The sequence below is a fragment of the Rossellomorea sp. KS-H15a genome, assembly GCF_024195245.1.
In the GTDB taxonomy this organism is placed as follows: Bacteria; Bacillota; Bacilli; order Bacillales; family Bacillaceae_B; genus Rossellomorea; species Rossellomorea vietnamensis.
This window is the reverse complement of the sequence record NZ_CP096886.1, coordinates 1020302-1032991: the sequence shown is the minus strand read 5'-3', so window position 1 is coordinate 1032991 and position 12690 is coordinate 1020302. Positions and strand designations below refer to the sequence as shown.

General features: G+C 46.5%; 10 protein-coding genes. 5 read left to right on the top strand and 5 right to left on the bottom strand.

Annotation, left to right across the window (positions count from 1 at the left end):
• Positions 1-30: 30 nt before the first annotated feature.
• The 3 genes from M1J35_RS05180 to M1J35_RS05170 all read right to left on the bottom strand — a co-directional run bounded on the left by M1J35_RS05180 (position 31) and on the right by M1J35_RS05170 (position 4260).
• A complete protein-coding gene (locus tag M1J35_RS05180) occupies positions 31-1353 on the bottom strand; it encodes an aspartate aminotransferase family protein (protein WP_254652919.1) in 1323 nt (440 codons plus the stop codon).
• Between the two features lie 49 nt (positions 1354-1402).
• The gene (locus tag M1J35_RS05175) at positions 1403-2788 is read right to left on the bottom strand and encodes a YjiH family protein (protein WP_254652918.1); all 1386 of its coding nucleotides are present in this window, start codon (positions 2786-2788) and stop codon (positions 1403-1405) included.
• A 74-nt stretch (positions 2789-2862) separates the two neighbouring features.
• The gene (locus M1J35_RS05170; RefSeq protein ID WP_371928710.1) at positions 2863-4260 is read right to left on the bottom strand and encodes a sigma-54 interaction domain-containing protein; all 1398 of its coding nucleotides are present in this window, start codon (positions 4258-4260) and stop codon (positions 2863-2865) included.
• 203 nt (positions 4261-4463) lie between these two features.
• On the opposite strand from M1J35_RS05170, the gene kynU reads away from it, so the two are divergent.
• The 3 genes from kynU (at position 4464) to M1J35_RS05155 (ending at position 6642) form a co-directional block, all read left to right on the top strand.
• Positions 4464-5741: a kynureninase gene (gene kynU / locus M1J35_RS05165; RefSeq protein WP_224521484.1), complete on the top strand. Its 1278-nt coding sequence runs from the start codon at positions 4464-4466 to the stop codon at positions 5739-5741.
• 21 nt (positions 5742-5762) lie between these two features.
• A complete protein-coding gene (gene kynB, locus M1J35_RS05160) occupies positions 5763-6386 on the top strand; it encodes an arylformamidase (RefSeq protein WP_254652916.1) in 624 nt (207 codons plus the stop codon).
• Positions 6387-6501: 115 nt separating this feature from the next.
• Entirely contained in the window at positions 6502-6642 is a 141-nt protein-coding gene (locus tag M1J35_RS05155) for a hypothetical protein (protein ID WP_167562116.1), read from the top strand.
• 107 nt (positions 6643-6749) lie between these two features.
• Here M1J35_RS05155 and M1J35_RS05150 read toward each other — a convergent pair whose 3' ends face one another.
• Positions 6750-8999 carry a UvrD-helicase domain-containing protein gene (locus tag M1J35_RS05150; protein WP_254652915.1) on the bottom strand — a complete coding sequence of 750 codons (2250 nt, stop codon included), beginning with the start codon at positions 8997-8999 and terminating at the stop codon, positions 6750-6752.
• Between the two features lie 257 nt (positions 9000-9256).
• Between M1J35_RS05150 and M1J35_RS05145 the strand changes: the two genes are divergently transcribed.
• A complete protein-coding gene (locus M1J35_RS05145; protein WP_034761070.1) occupies positions 9257-9490 on the top strand; it encodes a hypothetical protein in 234 nt (77 codons plus the stop codon).
• Positions 9491-10373: 883 nt separating this feature from the next.
• On the opposite strand, the gene M1J35_RS05140 is transcribed toward M1J35_RS05145, so the two are convergent.
• Positions 10374-10919, bottom strand: a complete 546-nt coding sequence (locus tag M1J35_RS05140) for a GNAT family N-acetyltransferase (protein WP_254652914.1) — start codon at positions 10917-10919, stop codon at positions 10374-10376.
• A 154-nt stretch (positions 10920-11073) separates the two neighbouring features.
• Between M1J35_RS05140 and M1J35_RS05135 the strand changes: the two genes are divergently transcribed.
• On the top strand, positions 11074-12681 hold the full coding sequence (locus tag M1J35_RS05135) for an amidohydrolase (protein ID WP_254652913.1): 1608 nt from the start codon (positions 11074-11076) through the stop codon (positions 12679-12681).
• Positions 12682-12690 lie beyond the last annotated feature (9 nt).

The following is a 12690-nucleotide window of genomic DNA, read 5'->3' as shown; positions in this document are numbered from 1 at the left end:
CAGTTCAGAACTGATCAACCTTTTTTTATTTTAATCCAGATGACTCATCAGTGATGCTTCATATTCCGTCACCGCTTCATCCAGCATGTGAAGACCGGCGTCGATCTGCTCTTTTGTCACCGTAAGGGGTGGAATCATGCGGATCACTTCGGAGTGATTTCCGCACAGATAAAATAAAACCCCTTTTTCAAGCGCCCGGTCAAGGATATCCATCAAGCCTTCCTGATTCGGTTTACGCGTCTTCGGATGGACGATTTCAATCCCGATCATCAACCCCACCGCCCGGATGCTGCCGATCACAGGATGTTTTTCTTTCAACATCTCGAGCCTTGAAACGGCGTATGCCCCCATCGTCTTCGTATTATCAAGGAGTCTTTCCTCCTTCATGACTTCCAGGGTGGCAAGACCGACAGAGCAAGCGATCGGGTTCCCGCCGAACGTCGTGCCATGGCTTCCAAGCGGCCACTGCTTCATCAGCTTATTGGACGCCACCGTCGCGCTCAGGGGAAGACCCGACGCAATTCCTTTCGCGATCGCCATGATATCCGGCGTCACATCGAAGGTTTGTGCCGCAAACCAATTACCCGTTCGTCCGAAGCCCGTTTGGACTTCATCGAAAATCAGTAATATATCATGCCGGTCACAAACCTCCCTTACCTTCTTGAGCCAGGCTTTCGGAGGGACGATATATCCCCCTTCCCCCAGCACCGGTTCTAAAATGACACACGCCACTTCTTCAGGAGTGACCTGGTGATCAAAAAGCGTTTCAAAATCCTTTTCAAGCTTGCTGACAACATAGCGGGCTGAATCCTCTCCTTCCGGACACTCCCGTTCATTCGCATACGGAATTTGATACGTCAAACCCGAAGGCTGCATGAACTTCCGATACTTACTCTTTGAGGTCGTGACACTGAGTGCACCCAATGAACGGCCATGAAAACATCCCGTAAAGGATATGACATAAGGGCGCTTCGTTACATATTTAGCAAGCTTGATCGCCCCTTCGATGGCCTCCGTCCCGCTGTTGGCAAAGAAGAAACTATCAAGGTCACCCGGAAGGATCTCCGCCAATTCATCAGCCAGGCGAAGGATCGATTCATACATGATGACACCGGAAGGACCGTGCATCAGACCGTCCGCTGCATCCTTGATCGCCTGGACGATTTTCGGATGACGATGGCCCACATTTGTCACGGCGATGCCAGAGGTGAAATCAAGATACTTCCTTCCGTCAAGCCCATAGTAGTAGCACCCTTCTTCTTTCACAACCGGTAAATTCGGATGATCCTTTGCCATGCTCGGTGCCAGACGATCCGGCATCCGCTCGATAAGCTTTTCAAACGTTCGTTCCATTTCAGTACCCCCAGATATTCTTATAGTATAATGCTAGATTGTCGAGGTTTTACATAAAGAAAAAGTGCGCCAGTAATGCGACGATTGGCAGTGTGATGATGGTTCGTTGGATGAAGATGATGAAGAGATCCAGGAAGCTGATGGGAATCTTGGATTTGATCAGCAGGATCCCGATTTCAGACATGTAGATTAATTGAGTCAAAGACATGGCCGCGATCACAAATCTCGTTAACTCACTTTCGATCCCGCTACCGACCACTGCAGGCAGGAACATATCGGCAAACCCGACGATCATCGCAGGGGCAGCATCCGCAGCCTGCGGGATTTGCAATAGTTCAAGGAGTGGGACGACCGGGTAAGCCAGCACATCAAACACCGGTGTGTATTCTGCCACGACTAAAGCAAGCGTTCCAAGGGCCATGACGAGTGGAATGAGTCCGAACCAGATATCAAATACGTTTTGCAGTCCTTTTTTGGTCACTTCACCGACACTTTTCACTTCAGATGCTTTTTCAACAGCTTTTTCGAAGCCCCATTGAAGACGGGAAACATCTTCAGGTACTGTTTCAGAGATTTGCATTCCCACCGGCTCGTAATACGTATCTTTCTTACGGGAAAGAGGCGGAATGCGCGGGCAAATCACCGCGGCTGCGATCCCGGCAATGACGACGGTTCCGTATAATTGCACAAACATGGATTCCAAACCTATGAAACTGACGATCACGAGGCTGAAAGCGATGGAAGCAACAGAGAAGTTGGTTGCAATGACCGCAGCTTCCCGTTTTGTGTAGTAGCCTTCTTCAAATTGTTTCGTTGTAATGAGGACACCAACAGTCCCACTCCCCATCCAGGAAGCCAGGGCATCAATGGAAGATCGTCCCGGCAGCTGGAATAAAGGCTTCATGATCTTCTGCAGCAGGGTCCCGAAGAAATCCATCAGTCCAAAATCTAATAGAAGAGGCATCAATAATCCTGCAAACAAAAACCATGTGGTCAAAACAGGGACCAACGAATACAGAACCGTTCCGCCTGTATAGTCGGATATGATCCATTCCGGTCCGATCCCGTTGACGGTCATGATGGCAAAGACTGAACCGATGACACGGATGGCGATCCAGAACGTACCTACATCGAACAGCCCTTTTAAAAATGGCTGGGTGACGATCCACTTAGGTTGAAGAAGCTTTGTATAAATGGCCATGAGAGCGGATATCCCAAAAATGATCGTCATGAATAATGGCAATACTCCTTCAAATATCCCTTGAAAATAAGAAGCAAAGATTCCGACCCCGATGGTCATGTTCCCTTCGTACGTCACAGGGATCAAAAACAGCAATACTCCTATTAAGGAAGGAATGATAAACTTCATTGCTTCCTTAGCTGACCTCCCGGACCGGGTTTGTAACTGACTGACATTCTGTTTTCCAACCTCCATTGTCAAACACCCCTTTGAAATGATTCATTTATCCTTCTACTCACCAAAGAACTTGCAAGTATCATGCCAACCTTTCATCTAATGCTGTATTTTTTCATTTTTCTGACAACCGAAGGCTGACTGATCCCAAGATTTTGAGCCATTATAGTCGTCGTTTTATACTGCTGCCTCGCTTTCTTCAGCACCTGCTCTTCAACCGCTTCCAGGACGTCCTTTAATGATTGTCCGTCACGGTCAAACTCTGACAGATCCCCACTATGCTTTATGTATTGCCCGGGCAGGTTTTCCATTTCAATGAGCTGCCTCGAAGATGTGACAATCAGCCTCTCGATCAGATTCATCAACTCCCTGACGTTCCCTTTCCATTCCTGAATGAGAAGCTGATGGATCACCCCTTCATCCAATGTCTTCCGGCGCTGATATTTTTCACAAAAATAGCCCACAAAATAATCGATCATCGTTATAATATCCGATGTCCGTTCCCTTAAAGGCGGGATGGTTATGGGAACGACATTCAGGCGGAAGAATAGATCCTGCCTGAATTCCCTGTTCTCCACGGCCATCTCCAAATCCCTGTTCGTCGCTGCCAGGACCCGAAAGTCCACCTTCCTTTGCTTCGTGCCACCGACCCGGTAAAATTGTTTCTCTTGGATGAATTTCAAGATTTTCACTTGATTGGGTTGAGACAGTTCCCCGATTTCATCAAGAAACAGGGTACCGCCTTCTGCAAGTTCAGCCAATCCTACCTTCCCCTTGCGATCGGCCCCGGTGAAAGAGCCGGGTTCATAACCGAAGAACTCAGCTTCAAATAAGGATTCCGGTATGGCACCGCAATTGACTTCAATGAAAGGCCCCCCTTTTCTTTGACTTTTATTATGGATGAATTTCGCAATATGGGACTTGCCGACACCGGATTCCCCTAACAACAGGACATTCACATCCACTTCTGCCACCTGCAGGGCAATCTGGAGAACCCTCTTCATCTCATCACTTGTGGCAATGATCCCTTCCGAATAATAATGACGGCTCCTGAGGATTTCGAGTTCACTTTTCACCCTTTCCATCTCATCTTCCATGTCCTCTAAGTATTTCTTCATATTCAATAATTCCGTGACGTCATGTGAATAGCTGACGACCCGCACAAGCTCACCATCTTCATGGAAAACCGGGATCCCTGTGACCAGGAGCTTTTTTCCATCCTTACTTGTCTGAACCAGGGTAATTTTCCTTTTTTCCTTTAAAACCAATGGAGTCAAAATCGGTGTGAAGATTCCCTCTCTCTCAAGATCATAGACGGATTTCCCTACCATATCCTCTGACTTCACATTATAAATACCACCAGTCGCCTCACTGACTTTCAAAATGATTCCATCTGTATTCGTGACTAAAATATCGTCCTGCAATGAGTGCAGGATTGCTTCATTTTCATTCCAACTTTTTTTCGTCTCACTCACCGTGGTCACCCCTTTCATCTTCTCCGGATTATTCAATTAAGAATAATTCCACTGAATTTTATTATATTAATCCATTTATACCAGACTATTTTGACTTTTTATACATTTTTGAATAATTTATTTAAGAATGCATAAAAACCCACTCTCTTATAAAACAATTATTTTACTATTCAAATCATTTCGATTATCATTTTGGTAAGACAGTGAAAGGTGGGAAAAGGATGACACATGCATTAACGTTGGAACACGCCAAAGAGATGGATAGACAGGATACGCTCGCCCATTTCCGAAAGGAATTCTACATAAAGGAAAATCACTATTATATGGATGGGAACTCCCTGGGCCTACTATCGAAGCGAGCCGAGGAATCGCTTTTGACCTCATTGAATGATTGGAAGGAACATGGCATCGATGGCTGGATGGACGGGCAGGAGCCCTGGTTCTATTATTCTGAGAAGCTTGGAGAAATGACGGCTCCTTTAGTGGGTGCAGAAAAGGAAGAAGTCATCGTGACGGGTTCCATCACGACGAATCTTCATCAATTACTGGCCACCTTCTATCAACCTCAGGGAAAACGAACGAGGATCCTGGCAGATGAACTGACTTTCCCGTCGGATATTTACGCGGTTCAAAGTCAGCTAGAATTAAAGGGTTATTCCCCTGACGAGCATCTGGTACAGGTGGAAAGCAGGGATGGATTTACCCTGCGGGAGGAAGACATCATTCATCAAATGACCGATGAGATTGCCCTTATCCTCCTACCGTCCGTTCTATACCGAAGCGGGCAGCTGCTGGATATCAAACGCTTGACGGATGAAGCCCACAAACGGGGTATTGTCATCGGATTCGACCTCGCCCATTCGATCGGAGCCCTTCCTCATCAGCTGCACAAAGACGGTGTGGACTTTGCGGTGTGGTGCAATTACAAATACTTAAACAGCGGTCCGGGTGGTGTCGGGGGATTATTCGTTCACAACCGCCACAGAGGGAAAAAGCCCGGTCTTTCCGGCTGGTTCAGTTCACGAAAGGATGCACAGTTCGATATGGATCATACGCTTACTCATGCTGATTCTGCCGGTGCTTTCCAAATCGGGACACCCCATATTTTGAGCAGCGCCCCCCTCCTCGGTTCCCTTCAACTGTTTGAAGAAGCAGGGATCGAGAATCTGAGACGGAAATCCCTTTCTCTTACAAGATTCATGATGGATGTCTTCCAGCAGGAGCTTAACGGCTATGGATTTACCATCTGTAACCCCCTTGAAGATGAATGCCGGGGCGGACATATCAGTCTGCAGCATGAGGAAGCAGCGAGGATCTGTAAAGCCTTGAAAGCAAACAGGGTAACACCTGATTTCCGGGCACCCAATGTGATCCGCCTGGCACCTGTGGCTCTTTATTCGTCGTATGAAGATGTATGGGAAACGATTCATATTTTGAAAAACATCATGGAAAAAGAAGAATACAAGCAGTTTGACAATACACGGAACGTTGTCGCTTAACACTGAAAGGATGAGGCAATCATGAAAATCATCGATATTTCAAGACCCCTGCATAATGAAACCCCTGTTTGGCCGGGAGACACGCCTTTCTCCTTTTCCTTGAACTGGACGAAGGAAGAATCGGGATCCGTCAATGTCGGTCAGCTGACCATGAGCTCCCATACCGGGACCCATGTGGATGCCCCCTTCCACTTCGACAGTGACGGGAACCGGATCCTCGATATGGCCCCAGAACGTTTTATGGGACCGGCCATCGTGGTTTCGTTGGAAGGCGCGCCTGAAATCGGTCCTGAACGATTAATAGAGCTCGACTTGACTGATGTCAAAAAAGTTCTGTTTAAAACCAATGCCTGGAGTGATCCAAACCGATTCCCCGGACACATCCCCCCTGTCACGAAAGAACTTGCCCCTTTTTTAAAGAAAAAGGGCATTGATCTGATCGGGGTGGATCTTCCCTCTGTTGACCCTTTGGACAGCAAGGAATTGCATGCCCATCACTCATTGCGGGAACATGACATCGGAATCCTCGAAGGGATCGATCTTACCCATGTAACTCCTGGGATATACGAGCTTGTAGCCCTTCCCCTTCCTCTTAAAGAAGGGGACGGATCCCCGGTTCGTGCCGTTTTGATTGACCGGACGTAAAATATTCGTGAACCTTTTTTGTCCTTCGGTTCGAATATATCTCCACTCCTTTTTCATAGACTGATAGTAGAAGGCTGCAATCATATAGCGATAGCTATAAAAAGGAGTGGGGTTTATGATGGGAATCACGATCACCATCGGTTTTATCGCGATACTTGGAATCATCATGGGAATTCTTATTTATTTTTTAAGACAGGCCTTGGATTCGAATGATTCGAAGAAGGTTGATTCACGAGATGACCATTTTTCACAGTAAGGGGCCGGTTTACTGATGTTCGCTTGTATGTGAAGCATTTCATAGAACGCTCAATAAACCGCAAAAAGCCCCGGCGTCCTTCATTTTCCAGGACGCCGGGGCTTTTTTTATTCGATAATGTCCTTTTCTCCCAGTTTCATAGGGCTTGAACAAAGGGGACAAACCTTGGATTTGGTATCTTCATGGGTATCGGGCCTCTGCCAGGCAATGCACTCAGAGCTTGTGCACACCAAGGCAAGAATCTTACCCACCTTTCCGCTTCTCGCCTTTTTAGAAGGCTTCGGCTCAGCGTGTGGAGTCTGTTTGAATAAGTCAGCAATAAAGCGCGAGCACTTACGCTGTTCGCCTTGATAATAGGCCGGTGAAGAAATGAACAATTTCTCTTTTGCCCTCGTGATGGCTACATAGGCAAGGCGCCTTTCTTCCTCCACTGCACCCGAAGTCTTCTCTTTTTGGCTCGGGTCCTTATACACCTTATCCTCGAGCTTATTGGCGTTGAGAGCTGAACTGTGGGGAAGATTCCCTTCGATGGCCCCGATTAAAAACACAACGGGGAACTCAAGGCCCTTTGACCGGTGAATCGTCATAAGGGATACACTGTCCGTGTCCCTGCTTCCCCTTTGATTCGAATAGATCTCCTCATACTTCGCTTTCATCTCATCAATGAAGGTAATGAAGCTAGAAATCGTATCAAAGCGCTTTGCTGAGCCTTCAAGCTCGTCCAGCATTTCTTTAATGAGCTCCTTCTGCTCCGTCACCACGTGAGATTCCTGGGCGTCGATGTACTGGTGATAGAATTCCTTCCGGATACGCTTGATGGCACTTTCCGGTGATTGGTCACCGATCGCCTTCAGGAACTTCATCCGTTCTTTCACATTCTTCACCTGGAAAGGCTTCAGCCCGGATAAAGTCGTTAAGTGAATGAGGGGATACTTCTTCCGCTCCTTCTGCTCTTCTTCCAGGATGTGAGCCATTCCCCGGTCTCTTCGGATAAAAAGGGTGGGCAGCAGCGATTCCATGGCTGAGAAATTTCTTGGAACGATCGATAATCGCATGTAATCCACCACGGGCTTCACGGTCCAGTTATCATAGAAAAGGGAATCCTTTTGATTGTATGGTGTGAAGGGAATCTCCTTTAACAGGAGCTGCTCAAAGACGGCACGCCCACTGCTCATCGTACGGTGGAGAATCGTCATATCTCCATAACCGTAGCCTTCTTCTCGTAATCTCTGAATCTCTTCTGTGATCCAGACGGCTTCTTCATCGGCTGTAGCGGGTCTTGAATAGAGAGGCTTCTGTCCCTCCACTTTTGTAGCGATCAGCTCTTTTTTTCTCCGATGTTCATTCCGTCCGATGACTTCATTCCCGAGTCCGATGATATAAGCGTCTGAACGGTAATTTTCTTTTAAGGTCACGACTTTGGCATCCGGAAACTCCTCATCAAAATCCAAAATGAATTCGTTCCGGGCCCCGTTAAAGGTGTAAATCGTTTGATCATCATCCCCGACCACGAACAGATTACGATGAGCCGCAATCAATTTGATCAATTCATATTGAACCAGATTCGTATCCTGAAATTCATCGACCATCACATACTGGAAACGGTGCTGAAGGGAAGTCAGGAGATTCGGATTTCCCAATAGTAATTGATAGGCCTCTGTCAAAATATCATCAAAATCCATTTTATGATTCATCCGCTTCCACTCTTCATATTTTAAGAGGATGCTTCGCACTTCTTTTTCTGACTTGGACTTCTCGGGGAGCTCCCGTATATCTTTCTGATTCAGCTTATAATGAGAAAGCTTGGCAAGGAGCGTCTCGGCGTCATACGGATCATATATATTCATTTCTCTCTGGATCTGTTTCAAAATGATTTGTTTATAGCGCTCGTTCCCAATCACTTCCTGTGTGTAATGACGGGATCTGAGCAAGTAAAGGAACAGGGCATGAAACGTGCTGGCATGTACCTGTCCACCATGTTCTGCTCCCGGAAGCCTTGAAATCCGCTGCTTCATCTCTTCCGATGCTTTTTTGGTAAATGTGACAAGCAAAATATTTCTTGGCTGAATGTCCTTCACGGCCATCAAGTAGCCTGCACGGCAGACGAGCACCGTCGTTTTTCCCGTTCCCGCACCGGCAAGGGTCAAGCATGGTCCTTTCACATGACGGACCGCTTCAATCTGAGCCGCATTCAGATGAATGCCCGCTTCCTCCATCGTCCGAAAGAAAAAAGCATCCTCGTCATGGGAGGATATCAGCTGCTTCGTGGTTTCCCCCTTATGGAGCGGAGACACGGGGATCTCCTTCTTATCTGCTTCATATGGATAAATGGAATAGTTGGATACTACTTTATTCAAAGCTCATTCTCCTAGCTTTTCTTTCGATTCATAACCTTCTCATCATAACAAGAGCCCTCCGTGAATAGCAATGACAATCTCAGGACGAAACAGATGCACGAGACGATATGTAAATACTGTTAAACGATTGTTTAATCCCCCCAACCCTAGTAGAATAAATGTTTTGAAACACTAAACAAACGTTTGTTTAAATCAGATATGCTCCCAGAGGATTAATATATTGAAAGAAAAGGTAATAGAACATTAGGTGATAAACAATGAAACTGACAAAATGGGGCTACACCCGCTTCAACAGCATAAAAGCAGAATTCGACCACTTCCCCCACTCCCTCGTCATCCTGAGGAAAATCAGAAACTACTACTTCATCAACAAAATCCACTGGTCCCACCTCGACCCCGTCGTCGAAACCCATCACCTAGAACAAATGGAACTGCTGGTGAATAGGGAAATGGATCTGGAGGAGAATTACCTTAATAGGAGATTGGATTAACGCTCTTTTTTGTTCATATAATGAAATTAGCGCTTGTCCAATGTAGAATGTCTGATTTTGAAGTAAAGTTCAATACTGTTGTTAAATTATTTTTACTGTTTGATCTTTGATCCAAAGAAAATATTATGAAAAAGCACAGAGTGGATTGAAGCGAAAGGTGCTCGACTCCGACGGGAATAGCGGGAAAGTTGAGACCCCACAGGGCAAAGCCCGAGGAGGCTCAACTCACGCCCCGCGGAAAGCGAGCACCTGTAGCAGAAAGGAACGGTCTCCGCCTCAATAAATTCTCCTTACAGAGCTACTAAGCTCTTTTAAAAAAACATAAAAAAACTAGAAAAAATAAGATAAACCAAGATAACCGCCCATTTCAATTCAAAAACCACCCAAAATCGCACTATATTGATTATTCTGAACATTTGCATTAATTTTATAATTTGTTAATATATAATTAATAAATGATTTACAAAACAATCTTTAAAGGAAGGCGTGATTCCAATGAAGTGAGTTAGCAAAGCATGTCAGCATCACATCTCGCTTTTGAGATCGGCCCGTGAAAACTGATTTCAAGATGTGTGGATATGCGGGAATGCGCAATCTTATTTCAGGAGATGATTCCAATGAAGAATGTAAGCGAAGCATGCTAACATCATGGTACGCAAGAAGATAGCCCGTGAAAACTATCTTCGTAACATGTGGGCGTGTGGGAAAATCAGCGGCAAACGAAAATAAACTAATAAACCATGCAAGACCATTAATTTAATGTTAAATGAATGTTACGTATGTGTATTAGTAAGAAAGGATAGTAAAGTTAATTGAATAAGGTTTACTTAAGTTAAGGCGCTGTTTATGTGGTATAGGCATAAGCAGCGTCTTAAATTTGTGGTCAGTATTCTTCTTTTAATAAAGAGCAGACAGCCGCATCGCAAAAGACACCTTTTTCAAATGCCGCTTTTCGCAATACGCCTTCAAATGTAAAGCGGGCCTTTTCGAGACTCCTCTTCGATGCCATATTTTCCGGATCGTAATAGGCCTCGATCCGATTAAGATTCATTTCTTCAAAGCCGTATCTCAGGATCGGCTGTAATACTTCTGTGATGACCCCTTGTCTCCAATAGGATGGATGTACCTCAAACCCCACCTCGGCTTTAAAATGTTCTTTCTCCCATTGATGAAAACCGCAGCTGCCGATGATCTCGTTGGATTCTTTCAGGGCAATCCCCCATCGGATTCCTTCATTCAGATGAAACCTTTCGTTCCACTTCTCAATGATCTCCAGTGCCTGTTTTTCCTCATGGAACGATTCCAGATCATAATATCGGGTGACTTCATCTTTTGAGAAATAGTCAAAAACACGGGGAGCATCCCCTTCTTTCATCTGCCGTAAGCGAAATCTATCTGTTTCAAGTGCCGGAAAGGTTCGTGTCAACATGTTCATTCTCCTTTTCTATTTGTTCTCCTTATGTATTCAACATGGGATTTTCCAATGCCTTCTTGTAAAAGCAAGTTTTTATCATTTCACCGTTTGTGTTCTTTCCTTCATCTGGTTACAATCGATGTAATAGATGAAAAAGGATGGGGATGACATGAAGGCCGATAAAATACTGGTAAGCACTGCCCTATTCACCGGGAATGCAGCTGCTCCCATCAACGGATTCGTTGCAGTAAAGGATGACGTGATCATTGGGGTCGGTCCCCGTGCGGAGATGGAGAGTTTCATAGGACCCTCTACGGACGTCAAGGATGCCGGAAACCGCCTGGTGACGGCAGGGTTCCATGACTTTCATCTTCATTGGTTTTTAGGAGCGATGTTTGAGGGGTTTTGCCAACTGACTTTCGGAACCACAGAGGATATGACAGCAAGAATGGTGGCGGAATATGCCCGGGACCATCCCGAGGAGGAATGGGTGCTTGGATTTGGATGGCATCATGTCCGCTGGCCGGAGCAGACCACCCCCACCCGCCATTCATTGGACCGGTACCTGCCCCACCGCCCCGTTGTTCTGCTCAATGAAGAAGCTCATAGCGCTTGGTTGAATACAGCTGCCCTCCACAAATTAGGGATTCACCGGGATACTCCCGCACCTCCTTTTGGTAAGATTGAAAAAGATTCCGACGGTGAACCAACCGGATTTTTATATGAGACGGCCGTACAGTATGTGACGGAGGCTTTTACATTCGAGAGGAAAGTAAAGAACAGATTGATGAACGGAATGCTGAAGAAGACGGCATCCTATGGGATCACTTCCGTTGCCGACATGCTGCCTCTTCCCGGCTATACATTGGGAGACCCCGGGTTTTATCGGGAATTTGAAGAAAAAGGGGAGCTGACGACCCGCATTCACTTCCTGGACGTGCTGGATGGTGACCTCGAGCGTGGCATACAGTTTAGGGAGAAGTATCAATCGGATAAGCTTCAGTTTTCTGGTTTGAAGCAGTTCCTCGATGGGGTCCCCTTGACGTATACGGGGTATTTGCTTCAGCCATACTCAGACCGGCCGACGGAAATTGGCGGGACCATTTATGAACCCCATGTGTATCAAAAGTGGATCGAGGATGCTGACCGGGAAGGGTTCCGGATCCGCCTGCACGCTTGCGGGGACGCCGCTGTCCGGTTGGGCCTGGATGTGTATGAGCATGCGAGGAAGGTCAATGGTGCAAGGGATTCCAGACATACGATCGAACATATTGAAGTATGCGACCCACAGGATTTCGAGCGCTTCCGGAAGCTCGGGGTCATCGCATCCATCCAGCCCGAGCATCTCACATCGGGTTCCATGGATTCCCATGCGTATCTGGACAGACTCGGGATGGAGCGGGCACGCTATACGTGGCCGATCGGTTCATTGCAGAAGCATGACGCAGCCATTGCGTTTGGAACGGACTTTCCGATTGTGGACTTGAATCCGATGCTGGGCCTGTACAGGGCGGTCACACGGAAGCACGAAGACGGCTCTCCTCAAGGCGGATGGAATCCTCATGAGAAAATTTCATTGGCCCATGCCCTGATTCATTACACGAAATCCCCTGCTTACGGAAACTTCAGGGAGCATGATTTAGGAACGATCGAAGTCGGAAAAAAAGCTGATTTAGCCGTTCTGGACCGGAATCCATTTGAAGTTGATCCTGAGGAGATCCTTGAGACGAAGGTATGGATGACAGTGATGGACGGCAGGATTGTGTATGAAAAATAGCGGAAGTGT

What these genes read in the sequence shown, in the direction of transcription:
- M1J35_RS05180 (WP_254652919.1), bottom strand. Translation starts at nt 1,353, where the DNA reads ATGGAACGAACGTTTGAAAAGCTTATCGAGCGGATGCCGGATCGTCTG.
- M1J35_RS05175 (WP_254652918.1), bottom strand. Translation starts at nt 2,788, where the DNA reads ATGGAGGTTGGAAAACAGAATGTCAGTCAGTTACAAACCCGGTCCGGG.
- M1J35_RS05170 (WP_371928710.1), bottom strand. Translation starts at nt 4,260, where the DNA reads ATGAAAGGGGTGACCACGGTGAGTGAGACGAAAAAAAGTTGGAATGAA.
- M1J35_RS05140 (WP_254652914.1), bottom strand. Translation starts at nt 10,919, where the DNA reads ATGTTGACACGAACCTTTCCGGCACTTGAAACAGATAGATTTCGCTTA.
- M1J35_RS05155 (WP_167562116.1), top strand. Translation starts at nt 6,502, where the DNA reads ATGATGGGAATCACGATCACCATCGGTTTTATCGCGATACTTGGAATC.
- kynB (WP_254652916.1), top strand. Translation starts at nt 5,763, where the DNA reads ATGAAAATCATCGATATTTCAAGACCCCTGCATAATGAAACCCCTGTT.
- M1J35_RS05135 (WP_254652913.1), top strand. Translation starts at nt 11,074, where the DNA reads ATGAAGGCCGATAAAATACTGGTAAGCACTGCCCTATTCACCGGGAAT.
- kynU (WP_224521484.1), top strand. Translation starts at nt 4,464, where the DNA reads ATGACACATGCATTAACGTTGGAACACGCCAAAGAGATGGATAGACAG.
- M1J35_RS05145 (WP_034761070.1), top strand. Translation starts at nt 9,257, where the DNA reads ATGAAACTGACAAAATGGGGCTACACCCGCTTCAACAGCATAAAAGCA.